This is a genomic window from Paraburkholderia sp. GAS448, assembly GCF_050435685.1.
Taxonomy (GTDB): Bacteria; Pseudomonadota; Gammaproteobacteria; order Burkholderiales; family Burkholderiaceae; genus Paraburkholderia.
Map to the genome: position 1 here is coordinate 49,651 of NZ_JBNDKT010000026.1, position 17,860 is coordinate 67,510.

A 17,860-nucleotide genomic window follows, 5' to 3' on the forward strand; every position below is an offset into this window, starting at 1 on the left:
GGACGCCGCGCCCCCCGTCAGCTGCGCTGCGTATGGCGCCAGCCCGGCATCGGCTAGAAATCGCCGCATCCATGCTGGCTGTTCACCAGCAGGCAACTGTTCAGGTTCGGCTGCGAGCGAACGCGTTTCCATTCCACCGCCAGAATGTCCTGCGCATCGCCTGGCGGCGTGCCGGTGAACAGCGGCTGGCTGGAGCCGATGCAGATGTTCGTGCCTTGCAGGTTGTTCTCGTAGACGAACGTTTGCTCTGCGTTACCGAAAAACGACTGCAGGCCACTCACCGCCAAAGGCAATTGCGAATCGGGGACCGGCAGCACCGTCAAGGTGCCGGGGATCTCGTTGACCAGGTAGCCGACGCCAGAGGCGAAAACAGGGTCGATCGCATATCGGCCGGCGGGCGAAAACAGCGTCGCCGGCGTCGTCAAGGTGCCGCTCAGGGCGCCGGCCGCCGTATCGCCGTTGATCAGGCCGAGCACCGTGAACGAAAACGGTGGATTCGATGTAAGGGCGAAACGCAGTGCGTCATTGGCCGTCACGGTCAGCGTGGGTCTGTCGACGTACACAAAATGATTGCCCGTCCCGGGAACGACGCCACCCCAGACACATCCCGCACCGAACGTGCATCCATAGAAATTGGGCTGCGCCGTATTGGGCTGTACGTTGCCGCGGGTCTCGCCATTCCACGTCAGCGCCCAGACCCGCCATGCGCCGCCGGCGCTCAGGGTGCCGGTCCCGGCATTGGTGAACACGCCATTCTCCATGACGAGGTCGATCGAGCCGCCCGCGCTCAGGTTTGTGTTCGCGCCGCCCGTTGGTCCGCCCGCGGACGCCGTGCCGCCACCCAGTCCGATACCGCCGGTGGCAGCCTGCGCAACCAGATTGCCGGTCAGCGTCGAATTCGTGCCGTCGATGGTCGTCACCAGGTTGGAGGCCGAATTGAAGGTCTGACTGACGATCGGGCCGATGACGAAGCCGGTTGAGTTCAGGAAGTTCACGTTGCCCGCACCCACCATCGCCAGCACGCCGACCGCGTTTTGCGGATCGGTCAGCGTGAATGTGCCTGGGCCCGCGAGCAACAGGCCCGCGGCCTGTATGCCGCCCGGGTCGGTGACCGGGCCTGCGGACGCTAACGTCAACGTCTTTCCCGGCAACGACACGCCAAACGGCAACGTAATGCCCTGGCTGCCGGCGCCCGGATTGGACAGCGTGAGGTTGGTGGTAAAGGTAGGCCGCGTCAGGACGCAGCCCGTGCTGGCTCCGCTGCACTGCCCATTCACCGTGATCAGGCCCGTCTGCGTGCTGGAACCCAGCACCAACGTCTGCAGCGTCGGCGAAAAGGTCTGGAAGGTAACCGGGTCGATGGCAAGACCGGCGCCGGAACCCAGCAATGTAATCGGCGTTGCATCAAGTGGCGTGATGTTGAAGCTCGACGGATCGACCGAAGCCGGCATCGCTGTCAATACGCCGTTCGGTGACGAGAGGGTCGCTGAACGGCTCAGCAGGCTGCTGGCCGTACCGTCGTTGGCGGCGCGCAGGACAATCGAACCCGGTCCCGCCGCCGTGATCGCGACAGTTCCGGGCGAGAATCCGAAGTCGGACGACAGCGGCACTGCGCCGATCGCCACACCCGCATCAGACGTGCTGGTCGACCCGGAGAGCGCGATTGTGCTGCCAGGCGCCATCGCCTGAATGGTGCCGTTCAGGACCAGCACGCCGTAGTCAAAGACCAGGTTCGGGCTGCTCCCGCTCGCTGCCGGTCCGACCATCGCGCCGCGGATATCGATGGGTCCCCCCTGGCTGGTCACAATCGACGAGCCGTCCGCGATCAAGACTCCCTGGGCATTCGGGCCCGAGCCGCTACCCCAGATGTCCAGTGCACCGCTGCCGGTTGTCACGGTGGCTGGCGTGCCCTGAATACCCAGGCTGTTGTGAAGTTCGACGCCGTCGACTGTGAGCCCCGAGGAAAGCGTCCCGGTGCTCTGCCCCAACAGGTGCAGATTACCGCTCGACGACGTGATCGATGACCCATCGATGTTGATGCCGAAGCCGAAGGAGGGACTGGATGACACGCTCCCTGCGACGGTAATGTCGCCGCCGACGGTCGTGATCGAAGAAAGGCCCGAGAGCTCGACACCGATGGCGCCCCCATTCGTAGCGGCCCCCGAGATCGTCACGGGGCTGTTGTTCGTGGCGATCACCGAGCCGCCAGACAGCGAGACGCCAACAGCACCGCCAATCCCGGTCCCGCCGTCGTCGGCGGAACCCGCAATGGTGACTGAACCTGCACCGTTTGCACTGGTGTTTGAACTGGTGCCAATCGAGGCGTTCGACAGGCCGACGCCAGTAGAAAAACCTCCACTCGCTTGTCCAGAGATAAGCACGCTGCCACTGGACGTGGTAATCGTCGGGCCGGCCCCGAAGTTGTTGAAGATGAACACCCCGAAGGTGCTGCCTTCCACACTACTCGATGACGTGCCGGCGATGGTGATGTTACCGCTCGACGTAGTGATGAAGGAATTGCGGAGATCCACACCATCGCCGAACGTCCCTTGCCCACTGATGGTCACGTTGCCGCTTGTTGTTGTGATGGTCGAGCCTCCGATAGTCACGCCGGTGCTCTGCGCCAGCGGCCCGCTGATCGTCACATTGCCATTCATGGTGGAGAGGGTCGAATTTTCGATGTCAACCGGACCGTTGTCGCTGATCGAAAGGAATCCGCCGTTGGTGGCAAGATTCGCGCCGTTGGTGATCAAGACGGGGCCAAATCCTGGGGTGGTTGCCCCCACGTTCGCCTCGAGCACGAGATTGAGCGGGCCGGATGTCGACGTGATGCTTTGCCCACTGTCAAAGATCGATCCCTGGGCGCTCAGCGTCAGCGTTGGCGTGCCGTTCGGGTTGGCGGCGGTCAACGTCTTCGTGATCGGCGCCAGGATGTTGATGTTGCCGAAATTTGCGCCCGACGAGCCGACCGTCGTAACCGTCACCGAGGTCCCGCTGTTCAGTGCGTTATCGATCAGGTTATTGACCACCTGGCTGTCGGTGCCGGCGGCCGGGGTGAAAATGGTCGGCGACCCGCCGCTGCCTGGCGTGTCGGTCGCCTGGGTGCCCGATGCCGCCGACACGATATCGATATTGGCCGGGTCAAGTTTCCACGTGCCCCCTTTGCCATGCGGGGCCGAAGCATCGATGGTCGCACCGGAGGTGTCGAGATAGTGTCCAGACGTTTCGATCAGGCCGCCGTTACCGCCCTGCGCGCCGCCGGTGGCGGACAGTGTGCCGTAAATACGGCTGGCCACGTTGCTGTACGCGACCACGTTGCCGCCACTCCCGTTGACGAGCGCATCCGCATGGATCGTCGCCGTCGGCGCCATCCAGATTGCGTTGGCATTGCGAATGCCCGGATCCGCCCCGCCCGCGCCGCCGCCAAAACGCACGGTGCCGCCGCCGGCCGCGCCGCTCGCATCGACGTGCGCGCCAGCCAGCAGCGCGACGTCATAACCCGTCACATCGATGCGGCCGCCGGTCAGCGCCGCGCCGCCCGTCGCGTCGAGCGTGCCGCTCACCTGGGTCACGCCGTTCGTGCCGCCGTCGAGCAGGATGTGGCCATTGCGTTCGCTCAGGCTCTGCGCGCGCACGATGCCTTGCTGATTGATCACCGTGCCCGCCAGCGCATCGGCCGCCTGCGCGCTCATGATGACCGCCCCGCCATCCGCCGCCAGCGTACCGGTATTGCCGAGCAGCGCGTTGGCCGCGCCCTGATTGATCTTAAGCAGGGTCAGCCCGTCGCCGGCAAAGTCGAGGGTAATGTCATTGCCCGCGCCGAGCGCGACAGTGCCAAGGCGCGCGGTCACCGTGCCGGTGTTGCTGACCGTACCGCCGAGCAGCGCGATCGTGCCGCCGGACTGTGCGTTGAGCGCGCCCGCGTTACTGAGCGGCGCGGCGGAGGTCTGCATGAAGTGGTAGTTTCCCGCCAGAAAGTCCGCATCCGCGATATTGAGCGTCGACGCGATCATCGATCCCACATTCACCGACGAGCCCTGCGCGAAGATCACGCCGGCAGGATTGACGAGGATCACGTTGCCGTTCGCCTGCAACCGCCCGGCGATGACGCTCGCATCGCTGCCCACCACGCGGTTGAGCAGCGCCGCTGTCGCGGACGGCTGCACGATATTGACGGATTCGTTAGCGCCGATCGAAAACGAATTCCAGTTGACGATCGCCTTGGGCGTCTTCTGCGTGATCGTCATCTGGCCCGCGGCCGGCGGATTGACGCTCACCGTACCCGATACGATCTGCGCACCGGTCGGGTTCGCATACAGCGACGACACATACGACGTAGCGAACAGCATGGCTGCCATGCCGGCGATGCACGAGGCATTCCGGTAAAGTGCACCGCGTTGCTTGTTCATGGCAGGCCCCACCGCCGGGCTGATCCCGGCTTGAGCAACATTACGACGGCCATCTTCCGTTCCCTGCAAAGGAGCGCGGAAGTCCCTTTCTCCGACGGCGCCTAGAACGCCTTCGTCAACTGCACGTAAAACCTCGGCAGGCGATCATTGCCGGTGGTGTCGGCCGAAGTCGTGCGCCACGCGACCGTGCCCTGCAGCGAGATGCCACCCGGGGCGGCCCAGAACGCGCCAAGGCCGACGCCGCTGCGCGTGATGTTGTTGGGCCCCTGATCCGGACGCGAATTCGCGTTGTACCAGCCGGTCCCAAAATCGAAAAAGCTGAACACGGTCAACTTCGAATTGACCGCATAACGCCCTTCCAGCGTCGCGACAAAACCCTCGTCGACCAGTGCCTCGGACGGCGAATAGGCGCGCACCGCATGCGGGCCGCCCAGCAGGAAGCGCGACGAATTGTCGAGGTTGGTCGCGGCCCACTGCCCGGACACACCGACGAACACGCTGATGCGCTCGGTCACCGCGTTGAGCCGGTTCGCAAAGAACGTCGCGCGCAGTTCCCGGCCCTGCGTATCGCGTCCGAACGCCGATGCGTCGAGTTCGCGGTTCAGCTCTCCCTCGATATACAGATTGCCGAGCAACAGCTCGACGTCCGCGCTGTTGAAGCCACCGCCGAGCAACGTATCGCGACTTTCGTAACTGAGGCCGATGCTGCCTTCGACCAGTTGCTTGTGACTGTGCTGGTCGACGACGCCGATGTTGTCGATCAGGTCGCGATATTCGAGGTTCGCGCGCGCGAGCAGATTCTGGTTGCGCGTGCGCAGGAGCGGATGCGTGACGGTCAGGTCCACGACAGTCGCCTCGCCCTGGGCGTCGAGCGACGAGAAGTCCTGGCCGAGCGCATAGTTCAGCCGCGCCACGGCAATGCCGACCCGCGTGCCCTCCAGGTTGACCGGCGCCTCGTAGCCGACGCGGCCATACACGGTATCGAGCCGCTCGCTGCCCAGCAGCCGCACGTCCAGGTTGTCGCCGATCATGAAAGGCGAATTGAGCCGCGCGAGCGCCCCAAGACGCCACGTGCCGGCCGACTGCGCACCGAAGTTGTCGACGTCGGTCGAAAACGTCCAGCGTTTGGCCGGGGTCACGCTGATCGTCAGGTCGACGGTGCCCGGCTCGTTACCGGCTTCGATCGCCGACGTGGCCTGGATGCCGGGCAGATCCGCCAGCAGCAGCATGGTGCGCTCGAGGTCGCGCTGTTGCAGCGGCGCGCCCACCGGGATCTGCTCGATGCGCGCGCGCAGCAGGTCCTCGCGCACCGGCGTGCCGGCCGCCACGTCGAGCCGCACATGGCCGATGCGGCCTTCGAGCACGCTCAACTGGACATTGCCCGAGGTCACGTCCTGTTGCGGAATCAGCACCTGCGCGAGGATATAGCCGCGCTCGCGATACACCTGCGTAATGCGGGCGGCGATCGCTTCGAGATCCGCGAAGCCGATCTCAGTGCCGATCCTGTCGCGCACCGGCGCCAGCAGCTGATCGGTCGGAATCGTATCGTTGCCCTTTAACGCGATGCCTTTCAACACGAACGTCGGACCGGCTGTTGCGCCCGGCACCGGCGCTGCCGGCGGCACCGCTGGCAGCGCGCCCGCGCCGCCCGGCGGCGCCGGGCGCGTCTCGCGCGGCTGGGTCTGATTGAGGATGCTGCCCGCATTCGGCAGCGTCTGCCCCCACGCAAGGGCACTGCCACAGGACACGGCCGCTGCAAGGATTCGGAGTTTGTTCATTATTGTTTTAGCGCGCGATCGTCAGGCGCCAGCCTCCCATCAGATCGAACGGCGCCCAGAAGAACGGATGCGCAAACCGCGGGTTTTGCAGCACGGCCAGCTGCGCGGTGCGCATCGCGTCGATCGCTTCCTGACCCTCGGTCAACTGCGCGTAGAACGTGCGCATCGTCAGCGCGCTCGATTCGTCGGCGACAGGCCACATCGACACGATCAGACTCGTCGCGCCGGCATAAAAGAAGGCGCGCGTGAAGCCGAGAATTTCATCGCCGCGCGCGATCCGGCCAAGCCCGGTCTCGCACGCGGACAGCGTAACGAGCGCGACGGCATTCAGCTTCAGGTTATAGATGTCCCTCGCAAGCAGTGAATCGGGTCCGTCAGCGGGCTGCGTGGGCGGCGCGAGCAGGATGCGCGAATGCAGCGGGTCGATCGTGTCGGCCTCGGCGTGCGTCGCCACATGCAGCACGCGCCCGGCCGGCGCGTTTTCGCTGAAGCTGACACGCGTGGCGGCGCTTTTCAGGAAGATTTCCTTGCTCGCGAAGAGCGGCGCGATGCCCTCGACTTCCGCTTCGGCGCCTGGCAGCGCATACGCCGGTGCGATCTGCGGATTGCCGAACGCGACCAGATTGCTCGCGACCTGCTGCTGGCGCAGCGCCAGCTGGACCGCGATGCTCGCTGACGGCTCAAGCGCGATCGCATGGCTCTGGATCAGAAAGCCTTTCGCATTGTGCAGCGCCTGGAACGGCAGATAGTGCAGCGCGCCGTGCGGCACGATGATGAGCCGGTCGTTCTCGCGCAGGCCAAGCGGCGCGATGAGCAGCGCATACAGTTTGTCGCCGTAGGTGATCGCGGTGGGACGCCGGCGCACGATCGCATTGCGGAAATCGGTGACCGCCGCATCCATGTCGGCGCGTGCGATCGGCAGCGTATAGCCCTTCAGCCCTTCGTTGCGGATCACCCACACGATGATCGACTTCTCGAGGCTGTGAAACTCGACGATCGCCTCGTTCGGCTTCAGCGTGTTACGCACTACGTCGAGGCCCGGCACGTCGCCGTTCAGCTGCCGGTCGTCCACGCCCGCGTCGACGCGGTTGCGCACGACATCGAGCAGCGCGCGCGCCCGGCTGCGCTCGGACAGGTTCCATGCCGACGCATAGTCGCCCACCTCGACCGTCAGCGCGATCGCCATTTCGAACACTGACTGCGTGTCGCCGAACAGGCCCGTCTTGAACTCGTCGCTGCGAAAGCGCGCGCGGATCTTTTCCGAATCGTCGACGGCCTGCAGGTAGGCTTCGCGCGCGTGCTGCCTTTCGCCGAGCGCGAGGTCGGCGCGGCCGATGCCTTCGTACGCCCACAGGCGGTCGTAGTTCGCGTCGCTGCCGCCGCTTTCCGACAGCAGCGCGCTGAACGCGCGCCGCGCGTCTTCCGGTTTGCCTTCGGCCAGCAGCAGATTGCCCTCGATGCGCCGGTAGGCCGGCGCGAGCTCCGCGCTCGGCGCAGGACTGGCGGCGTCGAAGGTCTTGCGCGCGTCGGCCGTGTCGCCCGCAGCGATCTGCGCGTTGGTGATCGACAGCAGCACCAGCGGCCGGTAGCGCGCCGAGGCCGTTTCGAGCGCCTGGTTGTAGGCGGCGAGCGCCGCCTGCGGATCGCCCCGGCGCAGCGCGATATCGCCGAGCACCTTGTTCGCGGGCGCAAAGACCTGTTCAGGCGCCTTCGGATGCGACGCCAGCGCTTCGGTTGCGTAGCGCCCGGCATCGTCGAGGTCGCCCGCATAGCTGTAGGCGATGGCGAGATCGCGCTTGGACAGCGCGGCAAGATCGGCGTTATCGGTTCGCTCGGCGAGCACCAGCGCCCGCGCAGCGGCGTCGACGCTGTCGCGGAAGTCGCCGCGTTCGGCCGCAGCCACTGACATGCTGCAGTAATCGTAAGCGGGCAGCTGGACGTGATCGCGCGAGAGCAACAGGCGCCCTTCAGCCGTCAGCGAGTTGAGCGTTTCGGCGTCACGCTCACGCTCGGCGGCCTGACGAAAGCCGGCCGATTCGGGCGCGAGGCCAGGGGCGACACCACTGGCAGGCGCGGCGGCGGCCGCCGCCACCGTGACGAGCGCCGCGCCTGTACCGTCGACCGACGCGGCCCGCGCATCCCTTGCGCTCAATAACAGCAGGACCGCCAGCATTGCGACGACCGACGCCGCCTGAAGCGGGCGAGCGTAAGTGATGTCACGCAGCAGCGCGTGCAACGCGATGCGCGTCCTCCCGACCGACCGATCTTTGCGTTCGTTCACTTCGCTTTCCTGCGGGACGATGCAGCAACGCAACCGGGACACCGTCGTGATGCCATCGGCACCGGAATGCGCATGCACGGGGTGGGCGCCGCACAAAAAACCGACAATTCCGTTGTTGTAAACGAATCAGGTCCGGATATTTTGAAAACCAGCCAGGCCATTCGACGAACGCCTCACAGTACCGGTAGACTTTCAAAATCCGCCGCGCGGATCGTCTTACACATACACCGGCGCGCGTGAGGCTTGCGCTTGCGCGTTTGCGGCGCATCGCCACCGGACCCTTCCACGGAGCGCGGCTCGATGACTAGCCCCGATGACAAGACGGTAATCGTGCGACCGCCGTCCGAGCCAGAAGGTCAGCAAGCCAGCGCTGAGACGACCGGCCAGGAGCGCCGCAGCGCGGCGCCTGGAACGCCACCTGCCGGGGGAGCCGCGCAGCAGGCGCTGGCAAACGGAACGCAGATCGCCGAGTTCGAGATCATCGGGCTGATCGGCGAAGGCGGCTTCGGCATCGTCTATCTCGCTTACGACACCCAGTTGCGCCGCAACGTCGCGCTCAAGGAATATATTCCCGCAGCGCTCGCTTCGCGCGTCGGCGCGGCCGAAGTGACAGTCAAGTCCGAGCGCCACGAGGAAACCTTTCGCGCCGGCCTGAAAAGCTTCATCAACGAAGCGCGCCTGCTTGCGCAGTTCGACCACCATTCGCTCGTCAAGGTCTACCGCTTCTGGGAAGCGAACGGCACGGCGTACATGGTGATGCCGTATTACGACGGCGTGACGCTGCGCGATGCGCTGCGGCAGATGCCCCAACCGCCTGACGAAGCATGGCTTTACGGGCTGCTCAAACCGCTCATCGAGGCGCTCGCGGTGCTGCACGCGGCGCAGTGCTATCACCGCGACATCGCGCCGGACAACATCCTGCTGCTCAAGGGCAGCGGCCGGCCGCTCCTGCTCGACTTCGGCGCGGCACGACGCGTCATCGGCGATATGACGCAGGCGCTGACGGTGATCCTGAAACCCGGCTATGCACCGGTCGAGCAGTACGCGGACGAGCCGTCGATGAAACAGGGGCCGTGGACTGATGTCTACGCGCTCGCCGCCGTGATCTACTTCGCGATCCAGGGCAGAACGCCGCCGCCTGCGGTCGGCCGTCTGATGAGCGATTCCTACGTGCCGCTCGCCACGGCAGCGGCCAGCCGCTATTCGGAGCGCTTCCTGCGCGCCATCGACCACGCGCTCAGCGTGCGCCCCGAGGACCGGCCGCAAAGCGTGCAGGCATTCGCCGCCGACCTGGGCATCGAGATTGACGAAGCGGGCGGCGCGCGGGATGCCGCCAGCACGAGGGCGCTGCCCGTAAGCGATGCGGCAGGCGCTGGTGGGACCGGCACAGCCAGTCGGGCCACGGCGGCCAGCGCCCCGGCTGGCGAGAACCGCACGCGGGCGAACGGCGCTGCGTCTGGCGCAACTGCTCCCGACGGCGTTGCCTCAGCCAGCAAGAGCAGGCGGCCCGCGCTGATCGCCGCGGCTGCCGTATGCGTTGCGGCGCTCGTGGCGGTCGGTGGCTGGTTTGTGTGGTCGCCCGGATCAAAGCCGGTACCCGCCTCGACGGTGTCGAAGGGCGGCGAGACTGCCGGTCCGTCAGCGACGTCGCAGCCGGCGCCAGAGAAAACGGCCAGAAACGAAGCCGCTCCAGCTCCCGCGCAGACCGCGACGCCAACGCAGCCGGCACCCACGGCCAGCACGGAGCCGCCGCAGGAAGGCACCCCTGCAAGTGCTGCAGGGACGCCGGCACAACCGGTCGCCAGTTCGCCGCCGCCCCCCTATACGCCCGCTGGCGAACTGGACCGGATCGCGGCGCTCGCCGATCCGTCCGTCCACGTAACGACCGCGTTACGCAGCACGACCGCGCGTATCAACAAGGACCATCTGCAATTCAAGGTCGGCAGCAATCGCGCTGGCTACGTATACGTGTTCATGGTCGATCCCGCAGGACAGTACCTGATGCTGTTCCCGAACGGGCTCGACCGGAACAACGCGATCGCGGCCGGCCAGACATTGTCGCTGCCGCGTCCGAGCTGGCCGATGATGGCGGGTGCGCCCGCTGGCCCGAACCGCTTCCTCGTCATGGTGTCGGCCGTACCGCGCAATTTCGACGACGGCGGCCTGCGCGACAGTTCCGTGTTCGCAGGATTCTCCGCCGCCGCGCAGCGCGACGCTGCCCGGCGCCGCACCGCGAGTTATTCGCCTTTTGCCGGCCGGCCGCGCTGCGCGGCGGGCGCCACGGATTGCCCCGACACCTTCGGTGCGGCGACGTTCATGATCGAGGTCATCAATTCGTCCTAGCCTGAGACGGACTGCCGGACGCCCGGCACGAGGAGGCGGCATGCGCAACACTCATCTGCTGCTCGCATTTGCAATGACACTTGCCGGTTGCGCAAACAACAATCCGGCGACCTCGGTGACGCTCGGACCTTCTACGGCATCGGCGCCCGCGGCGGCAGCCGTGTCCCCACCGTTGGCCGCCGCGGCGGCAACTGTCACGCCAGAGACATCGACGCAGCCCGCCGCCGCGCCGACGACGCCGCCGCGCTCCGTCGCGGCTGGCGTCGGCACCACCGGCACGCCGGTTTCGACGCCCCCTCCCGGCGGCGGTTTTGCGACGCGTCACGCGTACTACGAGGCGGCCCGCTTCACCGACCTGCCCGGCTGGAATACCGACGATGCCAGCGCGTCGTGGGAGGCGTTCAGACGCAGTTGCACAGTGCTCGGCACGCGCAACGGCTGGTCGGAGCCCTGCGCGGCGTCGCGCACGGTGGATGCGCACAACGCGGGCGCGGTGCGCCAGTTCTTCGAGACGTATTTCAACGCGTATCAGATCCGCAATACCGACAAAAGCATCGACGGCACGCTAACCGGCTATTACGAACCGTTGCTGAACGGCAGCCGGCAATACGGCGGCGCGTACCTCTATCCTGTCTACGGCACGCCTGACGACATGCTGTATCTCGACGCGCGCCGCCTGCCGGACGGGGCCCGCAGCGGCACCCTTGCCGCGCGGATCGACGCTCGCACGGTGATCCCGCTTCCCGACGCCACGACCGGCAATCTCAAGGGCGTCTACGTGCTGGATCTTCGCAACAGCGTCCCTGATATCCGCGACAAAAAAATCCGCCTGCGCCTCGACCACGACCGGATCGTGCCGTACTACACGCGTGCCGAGATCGAGCGCGGCGCGCTCAAGGCGCCGATCCTCGCCTACGTCGACGATCCGGTGATGCTCTATTCGATGCAGGTGCAAGGCGCCGGCAAGGTCCGCATGCGCGACGGCTCGATTCGCCGCTTCGCCTATGCCGAGCAGAATGGGCGGCCCTTCCTGCCGCCCGTGGCACGCAACAACCAGAGCGGCGGCCACCGGATCACCGTGCGCGGCCTGGATATGCTGGTCGAGGTCGACGCGGCCGATGACACGCCGACAGCCAACGTGCAAACACCCAATGCCGCGAACGGCACGCCGGCTGCCGCGCCGCAGGCCTCAACGGACGACGACACCCCCGTCTCGCCGCTGCTGCGAGGCTTCAAGCTGGCCAACGCAACGCCATCGACGACGGGTTCGGTGGCACCTGCGGTAGCAGGCAAAAGCGGCGGCTTGAGCACGAGCGGCAGTATGGCGAATGGCGCAGGTGGGCCGGGACCGGCCAGCACGGGCGCCCTCGCCGCCTCTACGAATGCGTCGCCGGTCCAGCATGGCTTTGCAACATCGGACCCGAGCTACGTGTTCTTCCGGCTCATTCCCGATTCGCCGAACGGACCGGTGGGCGCGTTAGGTGTGCCGCTATCAGCGGGCCGGTCGGTAGCGGTCGACCCGCGCACGACGCCGCTGGGTGCGCCCGTCTTCGTTGCAACGCGTGACGACCCGCAATCGCCCGGTGCCATCGACCGGCTGATGGTGGCCCAGGATTCAGGCGGCGCAATCACGGGCGCGGTTCGGGCCGATTACTTTTTCGGCTTCGGCCAGAGCGCGCAGACGCAGGCAAGCCACACCAAAGAGCGGATCCGGATGTGGGTGCTGTTGCCGAAGGGATTGCGCATCGCCGCGCAGGATGCGGCGACAAAGACGAGAGGCATCACGCCGGCAGCGTCGAATGCGGACTGCCTTGTCAGCGATCCGGAGCTGTGCGTGGATGACTCGCCGTAAGCTCCTGCGTCGAGCTGTGATCTGCCCTGGCATTTTCGGACCGACCGGCCAGTGGCGACGGTGGACTGTTTGCACTACCCTCGTATCCAGGTAGAAGCCCATTGATCATGCCCGTCCACAACGGAAGGAATCCTGATGATCCCGAAACGGCGGTGACTGTTCCACAAAGCGGCCCTGCAGGGCAGGTCAGCCACGCATCCCGACCGCATGACATGAGGCATTCCGGACGGCACACCGACCGCCCCTCGATTGCCGAACTATGCGTGATGAATTTGCAGGCTCGACTTCGCGGGCAAGCCGGTCACGCATCTGCTCGCGCAGTCGTTCAATTCAGACTAGACTGAATCCGTCGCCCGCGGCAACCTGAACCCGCCCTGTCATCGGAAAAAAACGCATTTTCGTGCTCCACGAACCGAAGTCTCCGTTTCGATTCGTTTCCAGCAACACCTGTTCGAGATGACTCATCATGGCTGATACCAGTTACATGGCGCGAAAGTCCGTCGCCGACATCGTTGACAGTGCGGATGTCGAAGGCGGCCACCTGTTGTCCAAGACGCTGGGTGCGACAAGCATCACGGCGATGGGAATCGGCGCCATCATCGGTGCTGGCATCTTTGTCCTGACCGGAACGGCCGCGGCGCAGTTTGCTGGGCCAGGCATCATTCTGTCGTTCATCCTCGGCGGAATCGCGTGCGGGTTCGTCGGGCTGTGCTACGCAGAGCTGGCCGCCATGCTCCCCGTATGCGGCAGCAGTTACACCTACACCTATGCGACGCTCGGCGAGGTGTTCGCCTGGATCATCGGCTGGGACCTGATCCTCGAGTACGCAATGGGTGCGGCGACGGTTGCAGTCGGCTGGTCGGGTTACATCGTCAGCCTGCTTCACAATGTGGGCATCAATATCCCGCCCGCCCTCGCGGCGGCGTCCGGCGTCGTGGTCAAACTCCCCGACGGCACGTCGGTGACCGGAGTCGTCAACCTGCCCGCCGTCGTGATCATCGCGATTCTCACGACCATGCTCGTACTCGGCACGAAGGAGTCGGCACGGCTCAATAACGTCATGGTCGCGATCAAACTGTCCGTCGTGGTGGCGTTCATTGCCATCGGCGCATTTTTCATCCACCCGGCGAACTGGCATCCGTTTATCCCGGCCAACACCGGGGCATTTGGCAGCTTCGGCATGAGCGGAATCCTTCGCGGCTCCGCTGTGGTCTTTTTTGCCTTCATCGGTTTTGATGCGGTATCCACTGCCGCGCAGGAAGCAAGAAAGCCGCAACGCGATATGCCCATCGGCATCCTCGGATCGCTGGTCATATGCACGATCCTTTATATTCTCGTGGCTGGCGTGTTGACCGGGCTCGTCCCCTATGCCGAACTCAACGTGCCCGACCCGATCGCAAAGGGCGTCGATGCGATCGGCGTGACCTGGTTCTCCATTCTCATCAAGATCGGCGCGCTGACCGGGCTCACGACAGTCATCCTCGTGTTGCTGTACGGCCAGAGCCGCATCTTTTTCACGATGTCGCAGGATGGCCTGCTGCCGCGCCTCTTTGCCCGTGTCCATCCGCGCCTGCAGACGCCTCACCTCAGTCAGATGATGATCGGCACGATTGTCGCGATCGTGGCGGCATTCACGCCAATCAACGTGCTGGGCGAGATGGTCAGCATCGGCACCTTGTTCGCGTTCATCCTCGTGTGTGGCGCCGTGATCTATCTGCGGCGCAGCGATTCCGACGCCTCCCGGCCATTCCGCGTTCCGGGTGTGCCGATCGTGCCGATCCTGGGCATTCTGTTCTGCCTTCTGCTGATGGTCGGACTGCCGCTCATTACCTGGATCCGCCTGGTCGTGTGGCTGGTGATCGGCATGGTCATCTACATGTCGTACGGCCGGACTCATTCGAAACTTCGTTTCCCGGAGCGCCACTGAACCTGGCCGCGAACTGCGTTCGCGCGGTCATCTCCATCAGGACGTGCCCGGGCCTGAGCAGACTATTGCCGTAGGCTGTCGCGACCCAGGCATCGTTACCTCCTGTTGTCCGCACGCATGAAACGCAGCGCGAAACGCACGAGCTTCGGCATCGTCTCGGGGCGAAGCAGGCGTCGGTCGTAGCCGGAGAAGCGCCGGTTATTCTCTTCCAGGCACAGCGTCATCAGTTCGTGCACGCTGGTTTCGGCCGCGGACACTGCATGTGCGCCGTTCACTGTGAAGTTGTTGTCGTGCTTGTGCTCGTTGCCGTCGGCGTCGAGCGTGCGCGCAAGGCTGATCCGCTCCCAGCCGAGGAACGCCCACACAGCAGCCACTTTCAGCTCGAAGCGGATGCGCTGCCACCAGGACAGCCGCGCACGGTGCCATGCCACCCAGTTTGCGAACAGCAGGATATGGCGGCACTCTTCCTGCATCACCGGCTCGAAGGTGTCGATCAGCTCGGGCGGGAACAGGCCCGAGCGGCGCGCGACCTCGAACAGGCCGAACGCGAAGAAGCTGTCGATGCACTCGCTGTAACCGGTCACAAGGTAGGCCCATTCGACGTCCTTCGGGTAGACGTCGGGAGGCTCGCTCGCGAGGGCTATTTTGTATGCGGTCACCATCCGCGAGAGCACCTCCTTGTGACGGCTCTCTTCCCACGCGTTCAGCGCGAGCGCGTGGCGCATGTCCGGTTCGTCGATGGTGGCCGCATACGCTGCCATGCGTAGCCGCGCCCTGCCTTCCGTCTGCACCGCGATGTCCCAGATCGGCAGCGAGACGATCCGAAGAAGCGCGTCGGGTTCGAGCTTCGGCCAGTCGAGTACCGAAGGGCGGTACGGGTTGAAGGTCTCGCGAAACATCCGGCACACCTCGCGGCGATGCACATCGGAGCCCGGCTTCAGGGGGCCGGCGACGCTGCTCGTCCACTGCCGGGTGCCGCGCTCGGCAGCGGTGATGGTTGCGTGGTCGGCTCTGCACGGCGGCAACGCTGGTGCAGTGAAGCCTGGAATCAGCCGTTCGAGATCGAATGTGTCATTCATGCTGGAGGCTCTCGGATAAATCCGGCGCCGTCCATTCTTGCACGAATCAAATGCGAAGGACCGTGCGTGGCCGAGCCGGGTGCGAACAGCAACTTACCGCCCAAAAACCTTGACGGACCACCTCAGGGCATGAAGCTGCCCGTCGACGCATTATGCAGGCAACGTCCGGTGTCGCAAGCAATACAGATGTTCAACATGACTGACTCCGCAGGCCACCGCGACCCCTGCACAAGTTCACCGGGCTGGAGGCGCCTGACGGCATGTCCGGCGCTTGCGACTCTCCTGGCGACGTCGTACCCGATGCGGGAGCGGTAGTCATGTCAGGTCGAGCGCAGGTGCTGCAGCCATCGCTGAGCTGATTCTGTCGACGTCCGCCTGAGTTGCGGGGTTGTAGACCACCATACTGAGATCCGTTCGCCCATCCACCGCGAACACCGAATATTCGAACGAGAGCGGGCCAAGAACCGGATGCCGGATGTGTTTGACGCCTTCGCCATGGGCGTGGACATTGTTATTGCGCCACATGGCCCCGAACTCGGGGCTCAGGCGGCAGAGTTCATCGACAAGGTCGCTCACCGCTGTCGCAGCGCCTGCGCGTGCCACATCGACCCGGAATGCACCTACGACGAACCGCGCAACGCTCTCCCAATCGTATTGCGCGGCGCGGGCACGCGGGTCAAGGAACATGAACCGCAGGACATTGCGCTGCGCCGGGGGAAGCGATCCATAGTCGACGAGCATCACAGTAGCCGCCTGGTTCCAGGCCACCACATCCCACGTCGCCGTCCGGATGAGCGCCGGGCTCGGATTTAACGCATCGAGCACACGTTGCAGCCTTGGCGTGACGCCTTCGTTTGCCTGGTAGTGGACCTCAGGCGGCCGGCCGAGGCCGAGCAGGAAGAGATGCTCGCGTTCGACGTTCGTCAACATCAAGGCGCTGGCAATCCGGTCGAGCACGTCGGCCGAAGGCGCACCGCCCCGGCCTTGCTCAAGCCACGTGTACCAGGCCGGACTGATATTGGCCCGCTGGGCGACCTCTTCGCGGCGCAGGCCGGGAGTGCGGCGGCGCTTCGACGAAAAGCCAAAGGCTGCCGGATCGAGCTTCGTCCGGCGGTCCTTCAGATAGGCTCCAAGCAGGTCATGACCGGCGACGTGTTCGCTTATCATGGTAGTTCTTATAACACGATAACGTCACTACTTTACCACGATACCGTACGCATCGATATTGGTCTCAGGCGAAAACCTGGAGATCTGAATCATGCGTGTATTTGTCACTGGTGCGACCGGTTGGGTGGGCTCGGCGGTCGTCGAGGATCTGATCGCTTCTGGCCATCAAGTGCTGGGGCTGGCGCGTTCGGAAAATGCCGCGCAGGCCTTGGCGGCGGCCGGCGCGGAGGTATGGCGCGGTTCGCTCGACGATCTGGACAGCCTGAAGAAAGGTGCTGCCCAGTCGGATGGCGTGATCCACACCGCCTTCAACCACGACTTCTCGAAGTTCGCGGAAAACTGCGAGCAGGAGCGGCGCGCTATCGAGGCGATCGGCGGTGAGCTGGAAGGCTCCGACCGCCCGTTCATCGTCACATCGGGCGTGGCGCTGCTGGCGCCAGGCCGCGTCACGACGGAGGACGAACCGCCGCGTCCCCCCATCGCCTCCTTTCCCCGCTCGCCTGAAGTGACGGCCGCTGCGTTCGCGGCACGTGGCGTGCGCGTGGCGGTGGTCCGTCTGGCGCCGACGGTGCATGGCCTCGGAGATCATGGCTTCGTGCCCCGCCTTATCGGTATTGCACGGGAGAAAGGAGTGTCTGCCTACGTAGGCGAAGGGAACAACCGCTGGCCTGCGGTGCATCGACTCGACGCTGCCCGTGTTTATCGGCTTGCTCTTGAACGCGGCGCCGAAGGCGGGCCCTTCCACGCGATTGCCGAGGAAGGCGTGCCTTTCAAACAGATCGCGGAGGTAATCGGTCGCCGTCTGAACATTCCCGTGGTCGGCAAAACTCCCGAAGAAGCCGCTGAGCATTTTGGCTGGTTCGCGCGGTTCGCGGGCATTGACTGCCCTGGCTCCAGCGAGCGGACCCGGTCATATCTCGGCTGGCAGCCGGAGCAGCCGGAGCTCATCGCTGACATCGACCAGCCCGGCTACTTCGCGCCATCGCCGTAAGGCCGAAACTGCCGGGGACTAGCCACAGCAGTC

Annotated in this window: 9 protein-coding genes; 4 read left to right on the plus strand and 5 right to left on the minus strand. The window is 65.2% G+C overall.

Features of this window, described 5'->3' with window-relative positions:
- Positions 1-53: 53 nt before the first annotated feature.
- From P3T23_RS33740 to P3T23_RS33750, 3 genes are all read right to left on the minus strand, one after another.
- Positions 54-4,409 carry a beta strand repeat-containing protein gene (locus P3T23_RS33740; protein WP_429320407.1) on the minus strand — a complete coding sequence of 1,452 codons (4,356 nt, stop codon included), beginning with the start codon at positions 4,407-4,409 and terminating at the stop codon, positions 54-56.
- Positions 4,410-4,510: 101 nt separating this feature from the next.
- Positions 4,511-6,187: a ShlB/FhaC/HecB family hemolysin secretion/activation protein gene (locus P3T23_RS33745; RefSeq protein ID WP_429320408.1), complete on the minus strand. Its 1,677-nt coding sequence runs from the start codon at positions 6,185-6,187 to the stop codon at positions 4,511-4,513.
- A 7-nt stretch (positions 6,188-6,194) separates the two neighbouring features.
- Positions 6,195-8,468, minus strand: a complete 2,274-nt coding sequence (locus tag P3T23_RS33750) for a CHAT domain-containing protein (protein ID WP_429320409.1) — start codon at positions 8,466-8,468, stop codon at positions 6,195-6,197.
- A 300-nt stretch (positions 8,469-8,768) separates the two neighbouring features.
- On the opposite strand from P3T23_RS33750, the gene P3T23_RS33755 reads away from it, so the two are divergent.
- The 3 genes from P3T23_RS33755 to P3T23_RS33765 all read left to right on the plus strand — a co-directional run bounded on the left by P3T23_RS33755 (position 8,769) and on the right by P3T23_RS33765 (position 14,590).
- A complete protein-coding gene (locus tag P3T23_RS33755) occupies positions 8,769-10,811 on the plus strand; it encodes a protein kinase domain-containing protein (RefSeq protein WP_429320410.1) in 2,043 nt (680 codons plus the stop codon).
- A gap of 40 nt (positions 10,812-10,851) precedes the next feature.
- The gene (mltA, locus tag P3T23_RS33760) at positions 10,852-12,663 is read left to right on the plus strand and encodes a murein transglycosylase A (protein WP_429320411.1); all 1,812 of its coding nucleotides are present in this window, start codon (positions 10,852-10,854) and stop codon (positions 12,661-12,663) included.
- Between the two features lie 466 nt (positions 12,664-13,129).
- Positions 13,130-14,590: an amino acid permease gene (locus P3T23_RS33765; RefSeq protein WP_429320412.1), complete on the plus strand. Its 1,461-nt coding sequence runs from the start codon at positions 13,130-13,132 to the stop codon at positions 14,588-14,590.
- Positions 14,591-14,685: 95 nt separating this feature from the next.
- Here the strand turns inward: P3T23_RS33765 and P3T23_RS33770 are convergent, their stop codons facing one another.
- Complete coding sequence (locus tag P3T23_RS33770; protein WP_429320413.1) at positions 14,686-15,669, minus strand: ferritin-like domain-containing protein; 984 nt, start codon at positions 15,667-15,669, stop codon at positions 14,686-14,688.
- A 315-nt stretch (positions 15,670-15,984) separates the two neighbouring features.
- A complete protein-coding gene (locus P3T23_RS33775; RefSeq protein ID WP_429320414.1) occupies positions 15,985-16,836 on the minus strand; it encodes a helix-turn-helix transcriptional regulator in 852 nt (283 codons plus the stop codon).
- Positions 16,837-16,927: 91 nt separating this feature from the next.
- Here P3T23_RS33775 and P3T23_RS33780 point away from each other — a divergent pair, with 91 nt between their 5' ends.
- Positions 16,928-17,827, plus strand: coding sequence for an SDR family oxidoreductase (locus P3T23_RS33780; protein ID WP_429320415.1), 900 nt, complete (start codon positions 16,928-16,930; stop codon positions 17,825-17,827).
- Positions 17,828-17,860: the final 33 nt, after the last annotated feature.